The 18,734-nt window shown below is 36.7% G+C and carries 19 protein-coding genes, 1 pseudogene and 1 riboswitch; of the genes and pseudogenes, 7 read left to right on the top strand and 13 right to left on the bottom strand.

The window, feature by feature from the left end; genetic code table 11:
• Positions 1-52: 52 nt before the first annotated feature.
• From BW724_RS09575 to BW724_RS09535, 9 genes are all read right to left on the bottom strand, one after another.
• Complete coding sequence (locus BW724_RS09575; RefSeq protein WP_140354948.1) at positions 53-1,357, bottom strand: pyrimidine-nucleoside phosphorylase; 1,305 nt, start codon at positions 1,355-1,357, stop codon at positions 53-55.
• Between the two features lie 61 nt (positions 1,358-1,418).
• Complete coding sequence (locus BW724_RS09570) at positions 1,419-2,240, bottom strand: purine-nucleoside phosphorylase (protein ID WP_088075008.1); 822 nt, start codon at positions 2,238-2,240, stop codon at positions 1,419-1,421.
• 12 nt (positions 2,241-2,252) lie between these two features.
• Complete coding sequence (deoB, locus tag BW724_RS09565; protein WP_088075007.1) at positions 2,253-3,431, bottom strand: phosphopentomutase; 1,179 nt, start codon at positions 3,429-3,431, stop codon at positions 2,253-2,255.
• Between the two features lie 177 nt (positions 3,432-3,608).
• Positions 3,609-4,499: a site-specific tyrosine recombinase XerD gene (gene xerD / locus BW724_RS09560; protein ID WP_088077808.1), complete on the bottom strand. Its 891-nt coding sequence runs from the start codon at positions 4,497-4,499 to the stop codon at positions 3,609-3,611.
• Between the two features lie 52 nt (positions 4,500-4,551).
• Positions 4,552-4,779 carry a YqzK family protein gene (locus BW724_RS09555; RefSeq protein ID WP_088075006.1) on the bottom strand — a complete coding sequence of 76 codons (228 nt, stop codon included), beginning with the start codon at positions 4,777-4,779 and terminating at the stop codon, positions 4,552-4,554.
• 122 nt (positions 4,780-4,901) lie between these two features.
• Positions 4,902-5,351 carry a ferric iron uptake transcriptional regulator gene (locus BW724_RS09550; RefSeq protein WP_088075005.1) on the bottom strand — a complete coding sequence of 150 codons (450 nt, stop codon included), beginning with the start codon at positions 5,349-5,351 and terminating at the stop codon, positions 4,902-4,904.
• A 164-nt stretch (positions 5,352-5,515) separates the two neighbouring features.
• Positions 5,516-6,157: a stage II sporulation protein M gene (gene spoIIM / locus BW724_RS09545; RefSeq protein ID WP_088075004.1), complete on the bottom strand. Its 642-nt coding sequence runs from the start codon at positions 6,155-6,157 to the stop codon at positions 5,516-5,518.
• An 89-nt stretch (positions 6,158-6,246) separates the two neighbouring features.
• Positions 6,247-7,455, bottom strand: coding sequence for an endonuclease Q family protein (locus BW724_RS09540; protein WP_419178072.1), 1,209 nt, complete (start codon positions 7,453-7,455; stop codon positions 6,247-6,249).
• 1 nt (position 7,456) lies between these two features.
• Entirely contained in the window at positions 7,457-7,999 is a 543-nt protein-coding gene (locus tag BW724_RS09535) for an NUDIX domain-containing protein (protein ID WP_088075002.1), read from the bottom strand.
• Between the two features lie 96 nt (positions 8,000-8,095).
• Between BW724_RS09535 and mciZ the strand changes: the two are divergent.
• A pseudogene (gene mciZ / locus BW724_RS24440) lies at positions 8,096-8,152 on the top strand (Z-ring formation inhibitor MciZ); the annotation flags it as partial.
• A 32-nt stretch (positions 8,153-8,184) separates the two neighbouring features.
• On the opposite strand, the gene BW724_RS24060 reads toward mciZ, so the two are convergent.
• Entirely contained in the window at positions 8,185-9,291 is a 1,107-nt protein-coding gene (locus BW724_RS24060; protein ID WP_235848936.1) for a DUF3866 family protein, read from the bottom strand.
• A gap of 133 nt (positions 9,292-9,424) precedes the next feature.
• Here BW724_RS24060 and BW724_RS09520 point away from each other — a divergent pair, with 133 nt between their 5' ends.
• Positions 9,425-10,336 (top strand): aldo/keto reductase, encoded by a 912-nt coding sequence (locus tag BW724_RS09520; protein WP_088074999.1) that lies wholly within the window; start codon positions 9,425-9,427, stop codon positions 10,334-10,336.
• A gap of 172 nt (positions 10,337-10,508) precedes the next feature.
• On the opposite strand, the gene BW724_RS09515 is transcribed toward BW724_RS09520, so the two are convergent.
• Positions 10,509-11,120, bottom strand: coding sequence for a peroxiredoxin family protein (locus tag BW724_RS09515; RefSeq protein ID WP_088074998.1), 612 nt, complete (start codon positions 11,118-11,120; stop codon positions 10,509-10,511).
• Between the two features lie 273 nt (positions 11,121-11,393).
• Here BW724_RS09515 and uppP point away from each other — a divergent pair, with 273 nt between their 5' ends.
• The 3 genes from uppP to BW724_RS09500 all read left to right on the top strand — a co-directional run bounded on the left by uppP (position 11,394) and on the right by BW724_RS09500 (position 14,524).
• Positions 11,394-12,227 carry an undecaprenyl-diphosphatase UppP gene (gene uppP, locus BW724_RS09510; protein WP_088074997.1) on the top strand — a complete coding sequence of 278 codons (834 nt, stop codon included), beginning with the start codon at positions 11,394-11,396 and terminating at the stop codon, positions 12,225-12,227.
• A 281-nt stretch (positions 12,228-12,508) separates the two neighbouring features.
• Positions 12,509-13,531: a permease gene (locus BW724_RS09505; protein ID WP_088074996.1), complete on the top strand. Its 1,023-nt coding sequence runs from the start codon at positions 12,509-12,511 to the stop codon at positions 13,529-13,531.
• A gap of 15 nt (positions 13,532-13,546) precedes the next feature.
• On the top strand, positions 13,547-14,524 hold the full coding sequence (locus BW724_RS09500) for a TIGR03943 family putative permease subunit (RefSeq protein WP_088074995.1): 978 nt from the start codon (positions 13,547-13,549) through the stop codon (positions 14,522-14,524).
• A 180-nt stretch (positions 14,525-14,704) separates the two neighbouring features.
• Here the strand turns inward: BW724_RS09500 and BW724_RS09495 are convergent, their stop codons facing one another.
• Positions 14,705-15,226 carry a PTS sugar transporter subunit IIA gene (locus BW724_RS09495; RefSeq protein ID WP_088074994.1) on the bottom strand — a complete coding sequence of 174 codons (522 nt, stop codon included), beginning with the start codon at positions 15,224-15,226 and terminating at the stop codon, positions 14,705-14,707.
• Positions 15,227-15,403: 177 nt separating this feature from the next.
• Positions 15,404-15,505, top strand: a riboswitch (purine riboswitch).
• Between the two features lie 154 nt (positions 15,506-15,659).
• Between BW724_RS09495 and BW724_RS09490 the strand changes: the two genes are divergently transcribed.
• Positions 15,660-16,238, top strand: a complete 579-nt coding sequence (locus tag BW724_RS09490; protein WP_088074993.1) for a xanthine phosphoribosyltransferase — start codon at positions 15,660-15,662, stop codon at positions 16,236-16,238.
• A 67-nt stretch (positions 16,239-16,305) separates the two neighbouring features.
• Positions 16,306-17,820 carry an NCS2 family permease gene (locus tag BW724_RS09485; RefSeq protein WP_205160365.1) on the top strand — a complete coding sequence of 505 codons (1,515 nt, stop codon included), beginning with the start codon at positions 16,306-16,308 and terminating at the stop codon, positions 17,818-17,820.
• Between the two features lie 112 nt (positions 17,821-17,932).
• On the opposite strand, the gene BW724_RS09480 is transcribed toward BW724_RS09485, so the two are convergent.
• Complete coding sequence (locus BW724_RS09480) at positions 17,933-18,679, bottom strand: SDR family oxidoreductase (protein ID WP_088074992.1); 747 nt, start codon at positions 18,677-18,679, stop codon at positions 17,933-17,935.
• Positions 18,680-18,734: the final 55 nt, after the last annotated feature.

Here is an 18,734-nt window from a genome sequence, read left to right as displayed (position 1 = left end):
CCAGTACATTTGTACTAGCCACCCATTATATATCTCATTTTTATATTTATCATTACTCTGAAATGATACTATAAATTAATTCTGGTGCTCTCACGCTAGAGGATGTAATCGTATAGGAATGCTTAATTTTTTCTATCACTTCAATCACTTTTTCAGAATTCGCATGAATGGTTACTAGGGGGTCTCCCTTCTTTACCTCATCACCAATTTTCTTCCTAAGTTCAATACCGACAGAAACATCGATTTTTGATTCTTTTGTAGCCCTTCCAGCCCCGAGCATCATGGCAGCAATCCCAATTTGATCTGCAACGATTTCTGATACATATCCAGTGCTCTCTGCTTTCACATCTATTTGATACTTTGCCTGAGGGAGTTTAGTTGTATCATCAACCACTGACTCCTCCCCATTTTGCGCTTCAATAAATAATTTAAAATGTTGTAACGCTTTTCCTGATTGTATAGATTCAATTAGTAGATTTCTTGCTTCTTCAAGGGTTGTTGCCTTATTTGCAAGTACAACCATATGACTGCCTAAAGTAAGACATAACTCATAAAGGTCATCTGGGCCTTCTCCTTTAAGTGTGTTTATCGCTTCTTTTACTTCAAGTGCATTGCCAATTGCGTATCCCAACGGCTGACTCATATCGGAAATTACTGCTGATGTTTTCCTATTGAGGCTTCTTCCGATTTTAACCATGGCATTTGCTAATTCTTTCGCATCCTTTAACTCTTTCATAAATGCACCAGACCCAGTTTTCACATCTAATACAATAGCATCAGCACCAGAAGCAATTTTTTTACTCATAATAGAGCTTGCAATTAGTGGGATTGAATTTACTGTACCAGTTACGTCCCTCAACCCATATAGTTTTTTGTCAGCAGGTGTCAAGTTGTGTGTCTGACCAATGACAGCAACTTTATTTCGGTTAACTAATTCAATAAATGTATTATTGCTAATTTCCACATTAAACCCACTAATAGATTCTAATTTATCAATCGTTCCTCCAGTATGCCCTAGACCACGACCACTCATTTTTGCTACAGGAACACCAACACTCGCAACTAGAGGTGCTAAAACTAGTGTAGTTGTATCACCAACGCCCCCAGTACTATGTTTATCTACCTTTATTCCTTCTATAGCAGATAGGTCAATCGTTTCTCCAGAGTGAACCATTGCATTAGTTAACGCTGCTCGCTCCTGATCATCCATTCCTTGAAAATAAACGGCCATCGACCATGCACTCATTTGATAATCAGGAATGTCATCATTAGTGTAGCCATTAATAATGAAATCAATTTCTTCCTTAGTATGGGCACTTCCATTTCTCTTTTTTTCAATTAAATCCACCATTCTCATGGATCTCACTCCTCAATAATCCTTAAACACGATTAAACACGATGAAACAAGGCTAACATATTCATTTGATATCACGAACGATTGCCTTCACAAACTTTAAAAAGTTTGCCTTTACTTTTTCTGTGGTCTCTATCACTTCTTCATGGGATAGAGGTTGATCCAATATACCAGCAGCCATGTTGGAAATACAAGTGATACCTAGTACTTCCATGTCACTGTGACGCGCAACGATGACTTCAGGAACAGTAGACATTCCAACTGCATCTCCACCAAGTGTTCGAATCATTCGTATTTCTGCGGGAGTTTCATAAGCTGGGCCTGGGTTACCTGCATACACACCCTCTTTGACTTGAATATCCAATTGTTCTGCTGTCTTTTTTGCCAATTCAAGTAATGTTGGTGAATAAGCTTTCGACATGTCTGGAAAACGCACACCTAAGCTTTCATCATTAGGTCCAATTAGAGGGTTTGTTCCAGTCAGGTTAAGATGATCATTAATAAGCATTAAATCACCAGGTTCAAAGCTTTCATTTACTCCACCTGCAGCATTCGTGACGATTAGTTGTGATACACCTAACTCCTTCATTACCCTCACTGGTAAGGTAACTTGCTCCATACTATATCCTTCATAATAGTGAAATCTACCTTGCATGGCGATCACTTGCTGACCATTTAAATTTCCGATTACAAGTTGCCCTTTATGACCTGCCACTGTTGAAGTTGGAAATCCTTCAATATCACTATAAGGAATCTTTACACTATCCTCTATCTCATCTCCTAAGACACCGAGACCAGATCCTAAAATTAGTCCAATTTTGGGTTGAAACTGACTCTTTTTCCTAATCAGTTCAGCAATTTTTATAATTTCATTTTTTGATACCATTTAAGTTCTCCCCTATTCTCCTAATTCATTTAGAAAGCTTTTTCCGTATTTTGGCATAGTTACCTGGAAATTATCTGCAACAGTTGCCCCTACATCAGCAAATGTTTTTCTAGTTCCTATTGACTTACCCTCTTTCATATTCTTGTTATAAACTAGTAACGGAACATATTCCCTTGTATGATCTGTACCTTTAAAGGTAGGATCATTCCCATGATCCGCTGTTATCATTAGAAGGTCATCATCTTGAAGCCTAGCAAAAACTTCTTCTAGACGTACATCAAACTCTTCCAGTGCTGCCCCATACCCCTCTGGATCACGACGATGACCAAATTTCGCATCGAAATCAACTAAGTTTAAGAAGCTTAGACCAGTAAACTCCATTTCTAATGTATCTCTCAATTTATCCATTCCATCCATATTTGAAATCGTACGAAGTGATTTTGTTATTCCTTCACCATCGTATATATCAGAAATTTTTCCGATAGCTATAGAGTCAAAGCCTCCATCTTTTAGTTCATTCATCACAGTTCGGCCAAATGGTTTAAGGGCATAATCATGTCGATTTGACGTACGCTCCCACTTTTTTGGTTCTCCTATAAACGGACGGGCGATTACCCTCCCGACCATATACTTTTCATTCAATGTTAATTCCCTAGCTATTTTACATATATCATACTGTTCTTCTATTGGAACTACGTCTTCGTGAGCGGCAATCTGAAGGACGGAATCTGCCGATGTATAGACAATGAGAGAACCTGTTTTCACATGTTCCTCACCTAATTCCTCTAGTATTTCTGTTCCAGATGCAGGCTTGTTCCCAATCACTTTTCTACCAGTTCTTTCTTCTAACTCTTGTATTAGCTCTGGGGGGAAACCTTCTGGAAAAGTTTGAAACGGTTGATCAATATGTAGCCCCATGATTTCCCAATGACCTGTCATCGTATCTTTACCAACTGATGCTTCCTCCATTTTCCCAAAGTAAGCATCAGCTATTTCAGGTTTTTCTCCACCAAGGTATGTCTTAATATGAGACAATCCAAGTTTATCTAAATTAGGTAATTTTAAACCGTTCACAGCTTTAGCAATATTTCCTAATGTGTCGGACCCCTCATCGTCAAACTTTTTAGCATCTGGGGCTTCTCCAATTCCAACCGAGTCCATTACAATTAAAAAAATACGTTTATATTTCATAATTTCCTCCCTCTTTTACGTACTTTCCATTCTCTATTTCATATCTTTCGTCACAGATGGCACTTCTATTACTTTTTATTTATTTGTCTACCGTGAAAATAGTAATTCTCTGATGGCAATAACTTCTGGCCAATAGGTAGTCTGAAGTCTGACCTTTCATATAAAACAACACCCTTCCTACGCTCGAGGGTGATATTTTGAATAAACGTCCTTCATTCTTGTTTTCGTTACATGCGTATAAATTTGAGTAGTAGAAATATCAGCATGCCCCAACATCTCCTGAACTGCTCTTATATCTGCACCATTCTCTAATAAATGTGTTGCAAAGGAATGTCTCAAAGTATGAGGTGTAAGCTCTGTTTCAATCCCTGCTAGTTTAGCTAACATTTTTATGATTTTCCAGAAACCTTGACGTGACAATTGCCTCCCATGATGATTCACAAATAAAAAATCATGATTTTGTTGTTTTATCAAGAGCGGTCTGGCACTTAATAAGTACTGTTCTAGAACTTTCTTAGCAACTCGTCCAATAGGGATAATTCTTTCTTTATTCCCTTTCCCAAAACATCGAAGAAACCCTAACTCCAAATGTAAGTCAGCAGTAGTCAAGTTACATAATTCACTAACCCGAATTCCTGTAGCATAAAGAAGTTCAAGCATTCCTTTATTCCTTATATCGAGTAGGGGATTATCGACCTTTGCTTCCAATAAAGCTTCTACCTCCGATGTTGTTAAAATACTCGGTATTCTTTTTGTTTCCTTCGGTCTTTCAATATGTATCGTTGGATCACTTTTATGTATAGATTCCCGTAATAAGAATTGATGAAACGCTCGAATAGAAGTGACCGTTCTAGCCAGTGTAGAGGCTGCTTTTCCCTGGGATTTAAGGTGGTGAATGTAAGCTTTGATATGCCCTTGGGAAATTTGATCAATCATTTCGATAGCTTCTGACTCCTGTAAGAAGTGGATATATTGAGTTAAATCTCGTTGATATGCCTCAATTGTATTTTTAGATACTCCCCTTTCCATTGCTAAAAAATATGTGAATGATTTCAATTCTTGAAGCATCTTATCTCCACCCTCACTGTTAATCAGTGAACCCTTTACAAATGCTAACATGTTATTCACCGTGATTTAAAAATAGCTGTAAACGCCACAAAGAAGGTTCGAGGTTTATAGGTTCTTCAACTTGGAATACTTTTGTAGCCCTACCACTAGGTTCATCATAGCGATGGTAATCTTGATACCCCGAACTTACCCATAGAATACCATAATAAAAAATGAGCGTGCACCCCATAAACAATAAAAATACCCACACTGCTTCAGCAAAGCTTTTCAGAACCTTCATATACAACTTCCTTTCTCCATTCATTCTGTATAGTACAGAATATGACGGACAAGACAAGTTGTATACCTTAATTAAATAAAAAAAGTAGCGATTCTGCTACTTTTAAGCCATTAATATTATATTTAATCTTGTTTTACATCTTTACAACGATGACATATTCCGTGAAAAGTTAGTCTGTGATCTTTAATGTAAAAATTCCAATCACGTTCCACTACTTTTTCAACTTCTTCTAGGAGATCTTCCTGAATTTCATCTACTGAACCACATTCAATGCATACAAGGTGGTGATGAAAGTGAGCAGCACCTTCTTTTCTCAAGTCGTAGCGAGAAACACCATCACCAAAATTAATCTTATCTACTACCTTCAATTCCGTTAACAATTCCAAAGTCCGATATACTGTAGCTAAACCAATTTCTGGCGATTTCTCTTTCACAAGCATATATACATCTTCAGCACTCAAATGATCTTCCTCATTTTCTAAAAGGACTCTTACTGTCGCTTCCCGCTGAGGTGTCAGTTTGTAACTCTGGGAATGTAACTGTTTTTTTATTCTCTCGATCCTCTGTTCCATCATCTTTCCCCCCAAAAGCCCATCTACAATAACTATTATACTCTTTGAGAAAAAAAGGTGTCAAATGAGAATCATTATAAATTCAATACTGTAATTATTATCATATAATAATATTTATAAAAAAGCGCACATCTACCATAAAGATAGAATAATTGTAATGGTGTCTATCCTAAGATTTGAAATACTGCTTGCATAATGGAAGGAGAAACGTATGCTTCAAATAATGAAACGATCGCGATAAGTGCACCGATAAAGAGCAAGAAGAAGGAATAGGACATGAAATGAGGGAACATTGGTTCAAATCCTCTTCTTGTAACTTGTCTCCACAATTTAATTGAAAATGACGTTGCTACAGTAGCGACAACAATATAGATCGGAATGAGCAACACGTTCTGGGGAAAAATTGCTGCAAATGAGAGAAAAAAGCCGTTTAACCCCATTTGACCAACTAGAAAACCTACTGTAAACCCTACTACTAAGCCTTTAAGAAAAAGTAATATATAGATAACTGGCAGCCCAATTACAGATAGACCTAAAAACCACATCAGTCCTAGATATTTACTATAGTGTGCAAAACTTTGTACGAACATCGTCGAGGAATTTGCAAACTCCCCTTCTTCTACTTGTCCAAAAAAGAGGGTCAAATAAGCGTATAGATCATTTTTTTGTGAAAAGCTTAAACTATTAACTATAACTGCCCCGAAAATTACCCCCATTGATAATAGAACAACTGTAAATATATAAATAGAAAGATGATTAGTCACGTGCTCCACCAAAGACCTTTTAAATATTCCCATACGGTTCATCGTTTACTCGCCTCATTTCCTTATAATTCTGCTTCTATCAAAGCCTATGAATCTATTAAGGAAACTATGACTGAGTTCATAGATTTCATCTAATTTATTTTTCCGTATTTTCCTGCTCCACCCTCTTTAATCATTAATTTCCCAGCTCTTGCAGCTAATATTTTATTTGCAATATTTTCAGGCACCACCGCCAATAGTTCTTCACCTGATACCTCATGTAATATTTTCATTTCTGTTTGGAAATTCGATAGCAGCTTGTCCATTGTTTTCGCCCCGCAACCTGGGATGAAGTCTAAAGGGACTTGATGTATATAAGGAGGATGTATAACCTTTTCTTCTTTCCTCTTGTTCATGACCAGCGACGATTGCTTAAGTGCTAAATCATCTATCCTCTCAGAAACGCCTTTAATTATTTTTGTTTGATCGTGACCATTAGGACACTCCCCATTTACGGCTTGAGTTTCGCAGACTTTACAGATCGTGCGGTAATACTTCCCTAGCCTTGGGTCTAAACCGATATTTCTAATGATCCCCCTGTCAGCCTCATTCTTCAATGCCAGGGTCAGTTCTTTGAATGATGGCTCGTTCAATTGTACAATTTGATGCTCCCTGCCAATTTTAGCTGTGGAGTGAGCATCTGAATTCGTTAAAAACGGGAAGTATTGCATTTCCAATAGCTTCTCCGCCATCTGTGTGTTAGAGCTTAAACCAAGTTCCATTGCATGAATATCATTAAAATCAAACACTTCTTCTAGAGAAATATTTACACCTTTACCAAAGAGACTTTTAAACGGGGTAAATACATGCGCAGGAATAAACCAACCATTAAGTGCGAGAACTTGTTTTTGTAGCTCCTTACCACTGACATATATACGCTGAGAACTTAAGTGAATATTTTTCATACGGGTCTTGCACCAATTCGAAAAAACAGTCATTAGTTCTATCGTTGGGAAAAAACAAAGGACATGTATTGGGCCAATGGAGTTCTCATCATAGATCTCCAACTCTGTACCAAGGATTAATGTAATCTGATCTAGATAGCTTAAACCGCCACCAGTAAGCTCCCTTGCATATCCAGTATCCAAAAGTTCCTCCAACTCCTCCAGCACTTCAGGAGAATGGGAGTCGATTACTCCTACAATAGATAACCCTTTTCTTACAAGAGATTCCTCTAATACATTGGATAGGGTTAATTGGTTTGAAGCAGTGATCTTTACAGGGCGGCCTGATCTGGTTCTTCCAATATGTATGTGTAAATCCATATAATACTTATTTTTAGTCGATGACAATACGACCACCTTACCTATTCTTTAATTGCTGTAGTCTTAAATATTGGATAGCATAGACTGTTTTCGCATCATGTATATGCTGTGTCTCAATTAGTCTTTCTGCTTCATCTAGTGTTACTTCAAAACGCTCTACAAATTCATCTTCGTCCAAATTTTCCTTTCCTTCTGTAAGTCCATCGGCTAAGTATAAATGAATGATTTCATCAGCAAATCCTGGACTTGTATAAAAAGAACCTACATTCGTCCAGTTTTCTGCAAGCATACCAGTTTCCTCTTCTAACTCTCTTTTTGCACATAATAGTGGGTCTTCGCCTTTTTCAAGTTTGCCTGCAGGTATTTCTGCGATAACTTTTTCTAGTGGCTTTCGAAACTGATTCACAAGTATAACTTTCCCTTCCGTTGTGACTGGAATAACTGCAACAGCTCCAGGATGCGTCACAATTTCTCGCTTACTTTCCTTGCCATTAGGCAGCTTTACATCATGAATGGTTAAATCAATGATTTTCCCTTTATAAATCGATTTTTCCTTTATTGTCCGCTCGTTTAAATCCATTTTATTATCCCTCCAGTTCTGATCTGTACCCTTTGTACATATTGTTTAGCATATCAAAGAAATCATTTAATTACACAGAATTGGAGGGATTATTACATGAAAATTCATTGCACTAATAACGGTGTTGCCCTCATTGGGAAGGCTTGGGAAATTAGAGAATTTTTAAAACAAAAGAAGAAGCAATTTTATTTAGTGGAGGAATGGCACCGTTCACTCTCTAATAACCAGCATACTGCAGCTGCTACCCCTAAGAAAAATAAAGGATCTTTGTCAATTGTTCGTCCCATTGTTGATAAAGGAAATGGGGACAAATTCTGAACCCTTTCTAGTAACGGAAAAAGCTTATATTCTGAAATTTGTTTTATATAAATATGTGATTGGTTCTTAATTAAATCAATTCCGTTACTCACTAAGCTGTCACTATACTCTCCACTTGGTAATGGTAAGATGCTTTCTGTTAATGTTAATTCCTTAAGAGGCGTTAATGTATGATGACTAATCCCGCGATGTCTCTCACGACTCTCATACTCTGATAGTCGAGGGATCCAGACTGGTTTACCTCCTAATGCGCCAATATAATTAGCCCAATTTGCCTGACTTAATCCACTATAGCCATAGTGAGTGTTAGATCCTACTACCCCTGGTCCTAATGTAATTAAGATCGGTGTATCAATGGGGTATTTTTTTACTGCATATTGTAAGCCAGTGACTACGTTTACTGCATCTGCTTTTCCACCAAATGCTTGACCTGTCGTGATAGAATAAAACGACGATTGCTTATGTAAATAAGATACATGCTTGCTCATTATTAAGGGCAAAGAAGCCTCATCACTAAAGATAACTGCTAAAGAAGATTGTTCTTCTTTTAAGATTTTTAATAAAAACCAAACGATCGGGAGCATACTATGTAACTCGCCTATTAATATATTTCGTCCGTTCAAATGTATTGGTTGTTGAAATAATTCATGATCTATACTTTCTGGAGCTTCTACGGATAAAACACTGTGTTGATCACTTAAATACCTTGCCTTCATGATATGTCCATCTTCTTTACTAATATCCTTCTCTTCTATATGCTTATTCATGACGTATCGAACGATATCCCATCCACCTGTTCCTAGTCTTAAATTGCCTGCCGTTGTGTTGACTATAACTACATCACCAACTTCAACGTCAGGACAAAGACTTCGATAAAGGAGCGCTTTCCCACACCCTCCCGAAGTTTTTATCCGAATAATATCATTTGATTTTTCTAGAATCTCTGTTACTCGAACCTTTTCTTCTGTAAGCACGCCAACACCCCTCCCCTTCCCAATGTATTCTCATTTTCCTAATAAATACCCGTCCTCTTTTCTTGACTTGTAATAAATGATTGTTACTATCGTTATATAAACGGTTTCATCACTAAGAGAGCGAGGTGCAAGAATGAATAAAAATAGATTAGGGAACTCAGACTTATATGTCTCGGAAATCGGTTTTGGATGTATGTCTCTAGGAATGGACCAGCCAAGCAACGAGAAACTCATTCATTACGCAATAGATCAAGGGATTAATTTTTTTGACACTGCCGACCTATATCAACGTGGTTGGAATGAAGAATCAGTAGGTAAAGCTCTACATGGAAAAAGAAATAATGTTATTCTCGCTTCTAAAGGAGGAAATGAATGGAAGAGTAATGGAGAAGGATGGCAATGGAATCCTTCCAAACAACATATAAAAACCGCTTTAAAGGAGTCACTTAGGAGGCTAAATACAGATTATCTTGATTTATATCAACTTCATGGGGGAACCATCGATGACCCAATCGGTGAGACGATTGAAGCATTTGAAGAGCTTGTTCAAGAAGGCACTGTTCGGTACTATGGTATTTCATCTATCCGTCCTAATGTCATTAAATCGTATTTAAAAGAATCAAATATTGTGAGCATCATGATGCAATATAGTTTATTGGACCGTCGCCCAGAAGAATTCATGCCCTACATTGAAGAGCATAACGTTTCTATAATTGCCCGAGGACCTGTTGCTAAAGGCCACCTTACTGAGAGATATAAAAGAAAATTGACTTCAGATGGTTATTTAACTTACTCTGAACAAGAACTAAAAGAAATGATTTCGAATTTGTTAGAAAAAGCGAACGATAAAGGATTAACATTGGAGCAATTAGCATTACGGTATGTTATAGATCACTCTGCAGTTGTTACAACAATTCCAGGGGCAAGCTCGATTGAACAGTTGGAGAGAAATATTTCCGCAGCTTTCGTAGATACTTTAAGTGAAGAGGAACTTGTTGCATTAGGAGCCGTTACAAATCAAATTAAATATGACAAACACCGTTAGTATGGAATTTGGTTAGGAATAAAAGAAAACAATGATGAAGAGGCTGAAACAAAAGTATTTTTATATAAAAATTCAATCATTCAGTTTGGAAATATACATCCACTTTTGTTATTATTATTCGCATTTACAATGAAACACTTCAGTTATATCCCAGCCTCTTCATTTTAGTTTGCTACCTTCCCTCATACTCCTCCACTACGCTATCATACATAGATACTAATCTATCGTAGCTGACATAACCCATCACGCTATTGGCAATGTAACCGTCTGGATCAATAAAAAAAGTCATAGGTAGCCCATAAACTCGATAATCATCATAAACTTGCCCATCTTCATCTAGAAGTACAGGATAGTTGATAGGAAAGTCCTCTAAAAACCTATATATTACTTCATGATTTGATTCTGTACTAGTCATATTTACACCTAAAATTTCAACATTGTCCTCTTCGTATTCCTCATAAAATTGAATGAAATGAGGAATTTCGTCAGTACAAGGCTTACACCATGAGGCCCACAAATTAATAATCACAAAATCCCCTCTGTGCTGAGATAAACTCATCATATCTGCTTCACCTTCATACACAGGTAAACTAAAATCTGGAGCTTCAACACCAAGTTGAATAGATGTAGTCCCATTTCCCCCTTGCTCAGTGCCCTCATTCAGATATTCTTGTATTTGTCGTTCATTTTGATTTTGTTGCGATTGATTCTCGTATATAACAAAGGCCCCAAGGCCAAGGGCAGCTATAAATAATAGTATCGTGGTTAATCGTTTAGCCTTCATGATAAGCCTCCTCCATTTTCTTTCTCATCAACTTCAGTATAAATGGTATTCATGTTAGTTGAAAGGAATTAACATTCTATAAAATAGATCTACTTAAAACGGTAATAAATTTGATGTACAAGCGATATTATTTATTAAAATAGGTCTTAAAAAAAGATACTATTACAATCTTTTTTTTGGTAAGATAGTTGAAGTGTATAAATGTATATTATTAAAGTGGTTTCAGCTATAAGTTGTTAAGTAGCAAAACCTCATGATGAAAGGAAGATCCATGTGACATTATTTGAAGCAATTATCTTCGGAATCGTTCAAGGACTTACAGAATTTTTACCAATCTCAAGTACTGCCCACATTGTTATTACACAGTTAATATTCGGCTACACTTTTCCAGGACTTAGCTTTGAAATCTTTTTGCACCTCGCCTCTGTGTTAGCAGTTACAATTTATTTTTGGAAAGACTTATGGCGAGTCATTCAAGGATTTTTTAAGTTTCTAGGTGGAAAAAGAGAAGAGAACAAAACACAATTTTTCTTCGGAATATATATTTTAGTAGCTACTATCATTACAGGTGTTTTAGGAATGGTTTTAACTGACGTGGCTTCAGATGCAATCAAGACACCACCATTTATTGCACTAGCACTTACGGTTACTGGGGTTGCTTTAATATTTATAGAAAGATTCCACCGTACTGGAAATAAATCAGAAGAAACAATGACTTTTTGGGATTCAGTCCTCGTAGGTTTAGGGCAAACGTTGGCAGTTATACCGGGAATCTCCCGTTCAGGTGCAACACTCGTTGTCTCCCTCTTAGCTGGATTAAACCGAGAAACAGCTGTAAGATATTCCTTCTTACTAGCAATCCCTGTCATCTTAGGCTCAACTGTATTAGCAATCGATGATTTTTCTGTCACTATGGTCGATTATATTGGTCCAATGAACTTAGTAGTTTCTTTTGTAGTTACGTTTATATTTTCGATGATTGGAATAGTCTGGCTTATTGATTTCTTAAAGAAGAGTAAGCTGATTTATTTTGCCATATACTGCTTTATCGTAGCAATTCTTGTATTTACACTGCTTGATCCAACGATGATTATGGAAGTAGAATAAATATTTGCATTGTAGACAATAGGATGAGGCTGGGACAAAAGTGTTTTAACATATGAAAAAATCCGAACATTCGCTACGGAAATATACTCCGCAAAAGTTATTATTGTTCGCAATTTCAGTTAAACACTTAAGTTATGTCCCAGCCTCATCTTATTTTATATATTAACAAAAGCCATATTTTAATGATTTACTATACGTCCTATAGTTGATAGAATATCAAGAGATATATAATCATAATTGATATTATACATTCAGAGTATAGATTACTGATGGGGGACCAAATGAATCGTAAAAATAACTTCTTCAAAGATCTTATTGGACTTTTATTATTATTCTTCTTTTTAATCCTGTTTTTAATGAGTGATACATTAAACAATAATGAAATGCTAAATGATATACCAAGAGCTTGGATAAATGTTAACACAATTTTTTTAAGTATAGTCATTGAAGCGATTCCTTTTATCCTTTTAGGGGTTTTCGTTTCAGCTTTAATCCAGATTTATGTGTCAGAAGATACGATCCAGCGTTTTTTACCAAGGAATGCTATCGTCGCTCTTTTACCTGCAGCTTTATTAGGCGCTATTCTCCCTTTATGTGAATGCGCTATTGTACCAGTAGTTAGGCGTTTAATAAAAAAGGGGATGCCATTAAGTGTCGGAGTAGTGTTTCTCGTCGCAGCACCAATTTTAAACCCCGTCGTATTTGCATCAACTTATTTTGCTTTTCGAAGTGAAACGACCAATACAATATTATATTCAAGAATGGGACTAGCCTTTGTTTTATCTATCATTATAGGTGGAATCCTATACTCTATATTTAAAAATAGTAATCAGCTAAGAAGTGATGTAACTGTACATCACCACCATCACATAACAAATATTCAGAAACCAACCTTTTTCACTAGAATAAGAGACGTTTTGCACCATGCCGTAGATGAGTTTTTCATGATGGGTAAGTATTTAATAATAGGTGCGTTCATTGCTGCTCTATTCCAAACATTCCTAGACCGTGCCATTCTTACTACAATCGGGCAAAATGATTATTCTTCCACAGCTGTCATGATGGTTTTTGCTTACTTGTTATCATTATGCTCAGAAGCAGATGCATTCGTTGCATCATCATTCGGTAGACAATTTACGGATATGTCACTGGTAGCCTTCTTAGTTTATGGACCTATGCTTGATTTAAAAAATACAATTATGCTCTTTGCATTTTTTAAGTCCCGATTCGTCATCACCTTTATGATAACAGTTACTGTTGTTGTTTTTGCAGCAGTAGTCATCTTGTTTGGATTTATATTATAAAAGGAGTGAGTCTATATGAGAAAATACGACCACCTTTTTCATGCTTATATTCAAGGGATTATTCTGATTGGGTTTGCCTTGTTAATTCTAGGACTGGTTATTACTGGTAATATCGTTTACTATATCGCTCCAATGATGATGCCTTTTATTTATTTTGCTATGATTACATTCTTCCTTTTAGGGATTGTACAAATTTTTCGTAGCACGAAAAAAGATAGTGAGCATGATACATCTTGTCAATGTGATCATGATCATCAAATAAAGGGACCCGCACCTGTGAAGTTATTGATTTATAGTATATTTATTCTTCCAATACTATTTGGATTTATCATTCCTGACAAAGCACTTGATAGCTCCATTGCTGCAAACCGTGGGATACAATATGGTTCTGGATTAGGGATCAATCAAGCAAGTGCTCAAACTTCTGTTAAAGAAGATGGCGAAGAGAATTCCTTGGCTCGTGCAGAAGCTTTCTTAGAAGATCCAGAGGCTTATTTAAGTAGCTTAGAGCAGTTTAGTGATGACTATATAGAAGAGGGTCATAATCCATATGAACTTGAATCCTTTTATGATGAGGATTGGTTTAACGAGTATTATGATGAACTCGCTCAAGAATTAAGTAAAGAGTCTATCATTACTGTAACTGATCGAAACTACCTAGATGTGATGACTGTATTAGACCTCTATTTAGATCAATTTATAGGGAAAGAAATTGAAATACTCGGTTTTGCTTTTAGGGAGCTAGACTTTACTGAAAATCAGATTGTAGTGGCCCGTTTTTCTATTACGTGTTGTACAGCTGATGCAGGTGTATATGGTACTCTTGTCGAGTCTGAGGAAGCCCGACATTATGACGAAGATACTTGGATTTATGTTACTGGTACAATTGACCGGGGAGAATATAATGATTTCATTATTCCTGTTATAAAAGATGCATCTATTACAGAAGTAGATCAACCTGATTCACCTTATGTTTATCCAAGTTACTATTAAGGAAATTGACTTTTTTACTTGAATTAAATGGATTGTAAGAAAGAGGCTGGGACAAAAGTGTTTTAACATATGAAATATTCGAACATTCGCTACGGAACTTAGGTATAATTTATTATCGTTCGCAATTTCAGTTAAACACTTTAGATATTTCCTAGCCTCTTTCTTTATTTTTAGGGTAGACTATTTTTTTATTACTGTCATAAGTGTAGTCTCACCAGCAATACAATCAGCTACTTCTTCCTTATTTAGTTCACTCACAGCATCTCCATTAGTAATGATGAGTGGTGTAATTGTACTTGCAGCCTTACTCTCAACTTGTCCCATATCAAATTTAATGAGCTTATCTCCAGTCTTAACATTATCACCCTGCTTAATAAATGCCTCGAACCCTTCCCCTTTCATGTTAACGGTATCAATTCCAATATGAATCAAGATTTCAATTCCATTTACTGTTTTTATACCAATGGCATGTTTTGTCGGGAATAAATTGATAACTTCTCCATCTACAGGAGCTAAAACTAGAGAGTCTGCAGGCTCAATTGCCATCCCGTCCCCCATCATCTTCTGTGAAAAAGTAGGGTCTGGGACTTCTGATAAAGGAACAACTTTTCCTGTCATGGGACTCTTCACTATATCACTACCCGTTGCTTTTGAAGCTCCTTTTTCATTTTTTTTATCTAACCCAAATAACTTTTTTAACATAATAAATCACTCCTATCATTCATTATTAGTAATTTACTTTATTTTCATAAATTAACACGTGGTAATGTAAACCTTTCCATTGGGATATTTATACATAAAACGAACATTTATCCTTTCTTATTATGATAAAGTTCGGATAAAAAGGTTTTACAGCCTAGAATTATATGCTATAATCAATCCACAAACTTATAAAACACTCGTATAACTGTGAGAATAAGGCTCACGAGTCTCTACCAAACGACCGTAAATTGTTTGACTACGAGTGAAGAGTCTATCCACAGGATTACTATACTAATATCTTCCTTTTGTTAAGGTTCTATGTATAGTTGTTCCCTGTTTTCCTTTGAGAAAACCTCGATATGACTGTTCACTTGTATTCAAACGAGTGAATGGTCATATCGAGGTTTTTTATATTTTAAAGGAGGTACGCAACATGGAACTTCTAAAAGAACAGATCGCTTCACAAGGAACGGTCATCTCCGAAGGCGTATTAAAAGTAGACTCATTCTTAAATCATGCAATTGATCCAAAATTAATGGAGCAAATTGGTAAAACTTTCGCAGAAAAATTCAGCGGTGATGGTATTACAAAAATTGTCACACTTGAATCCTCAGGGATTGCTCCTGCACTAATGACTTCACTCAACCTAGATTGTGAGCTTGTTTTTGCTAGGAAACGAAAATCATTAACGATGCTAGATAAACTTTATACTGCTGAGGTTTATTCATTTACAAAACAACAGACAAGCGAAATTGCCATATCAAAAGAATTATTATCTGAGAATGACCATGTCCTCATTATCGACGACTTCTTAGCGAATGGCCAAGCAGCATTCGGACTAATCGATATTATAAAGCAGTCAGGTGCATCTATTGCGGGCATTGGTATTGTTATTGAGAAGTCCTTTCAGCCAGGGCGAGAACAACTGGAGGAGAAGGGGTACAGGGTAGAATCCCTTGCAAGAATTTCTTCCCTGTCAAACGGAAAAGTAGCGTTCATAGAAGAAGGTTAACCGTTGTGAATTACACTAAGCTAATACCTTTACCTCATTTTATCTTATTAAAAAGGAGATCCTAATCATGTCTGAAAAAACATATTATCCTTGGTTTAAAAAAGAAGATACAGATGCTTTCTTCGCTTTATTTCAAAATAACATTGCTAATTTTGTGCTCATTGCTGTGACAATGCTAGGGCTTGGTTTTCCCGCTAGTTTAGTTTTTGGAAAAGTTATTCCAGGAGCAGCAGTAGCAGTAATTTTCGGTAACCTATACTACGCTTATATGGCCAATCGACTAGCTAAGAAGGAGAATCGTACGAATGTAACAGCTCTCTCTTATGGAATAAGTACCCCTGTTATGTTTATCTTCCTTTTTGGAGTACTAGTTCCTGCACATGCTTTTACAGGTGACCCTGAATTAGCTTGGAAAATCGCATTAGCTGCAGCTTTTATCAGTGGACTGATTGAAGTATTAGCAAGTTTTACTGGGAAATGGATCCAGCGCAATCTCCCAAGGGCTGCTATGCTTGGGGCGTTAGCAGGTGTAGCACTAGCATTTATTGCTGGTGAGATGTTATTTATGACACTTGAAATGCCAATCGTAGGATTATTTGTTCTAGCCGTTATTTTATTAGGAATCGTAGGTAAAGTTTCTCTTCCATTTAAAATTCCAGCTTCACTTTTTGCCATTGTAGTCGGGGTGGTCCTTGCATTTTCCCTTGGCTATGCAGATGTTAGTGCTATACATGAAGGTTTAGGACATTTAGGTTTTTATCCGATTCTTCCTTCTATTGCCGTATTTGAAGGATTTCAATATTTATTTGGAGGCATGATTGCACTACTCGCGGTTATATTACCAATAACAATTTATAACGCTGTCGAAACGATGAATAATGTCGAGGCTATGTCTGCAGAAGGTGATAGCTACGATGTTCGTGAATGTCAGGCAGTAGATGGTGTTGGAACAATGCTAGGAGCTGTTTTTGGAGGTATGTTCCCAACTACTGTGTATATTGCATCTGTTGGTTCAAAATGGATGGGGGCTGGTCGTGGTTACAGTATCTTAAATGCTGGCGTCTTTGCTCTTGCAGCCATGACAGGTGTTATAGCTGCATTCTCTGCAATCATTCCAGTTGCTGTCGTTGCACCTATTCTTGTTTACGTAGGTATTTCTATGGTGGGCTCGGCCTTTGCTACGAATGAAAAGAAATACTATCCTGCTGTTGCCATTGCTATGCTTCCGTATTTCGCAAATTATTTAATGACTAGATTTAATAATGTCGCACCGGAGATCATTGCAGATTTATCACCAGGTATTGTCCCTCTAGGTCAAGGTGCTATGTTTACTGCAATTCTTTTAGGGGCAATTACGGTATTTATTATTGATCATGAGTTTCATAAAGCAGCTACTTTCTCACTCATTGCAGCCTTCTTAAGCTTTATTGGACTCATGCATGCACCATCATTACAGTTTGGTGCCGCAACAGAGTTTGCATTCGGTTATTTGTTAATTAGTGCATTTTTCGGGGCATATTATTTAAAAGATGTTCGAGTAGCACAACATGAGAAAGAGAAGGAAAGAGTAAATGCCGCTTAATATTTAGAAAATCGCAAGCGGCTATGGGAACAAGTATATAGCAATCAAGCTAAACATGAACTCGAAAAGAAGCAGTATCTTCCTGATCATTCAAGGAGATACTGCTTTCTCTTTAATGCTCGTAAATCATTTTCCTTGTCATTCCACCGTCAATGACAATGTTTTCTCCATTTATAAAAACATTCTTTGAGTTTGTTAAAAAGAAGCATGTCCTCACAATATCCTCAGGTCTCCCTACCCTTTTTGAAAAATGTTGTTTATGATCGATTTTCCTAAGTTGACTATAATCTCCTGTTTCAATCCAACCAGGACTAATTGAGTTAACACGAATATTGTTTTTCGATAAACTTGCAGCTAACGCATGAGTTAAGGCTGTGATGCCCCCTTTAGATGCTGCATAAGCTTCCGAATGTTCCTCAGACATCAAAGCTCTTGTGGACGATATATTAACGATTGCTCCGCCATTCGACATTAGTGTGGAACCATATTTCGAAAACAAGAAAACGCTGCTTAAGTTTGTATGTATAATACTACTCCATTCGTTAAAGCTTAGTTCTTCAATAGGTTTAAATTTAGAAACCCCTGCATTATTTATAATGAAATGAAGTTGTCCGACCTTGTCCTTAATGACATGTATGACATTTAATACATCCTCTTCCTTCCCGACATCACCATATAGAAATTGAGCTTGATAGCCCTCATCCTGCAGTTCCTTTTCTAACTCCTTCCCACCATCCCTATCTATATCAACCATAAATACATTGGCGCCTTGCTTGGCATACCCTCGCGCGATAGCTTTTCCAATACCATTTGCAGCTCCAGTAACTAGTACAACATTCTCAAGCCATTTTTTCTCCATCCCAGTACCTCCACTCATTTTCCATATATGATACCACACAAAGAAAGAAGGGTGC

The organism is Litchfieldia alkalitelluris, assembly GCF_002153425.1.
Classification (GTDB): Bacteria; Bacillota; Bacilli; order Bacillales; family Salisediminibacteriaceae; genus Evansella; species Evansella alkalicola.
This window is presented reverse-complemented; position numbering and strand designations above follow the sequence as displayed.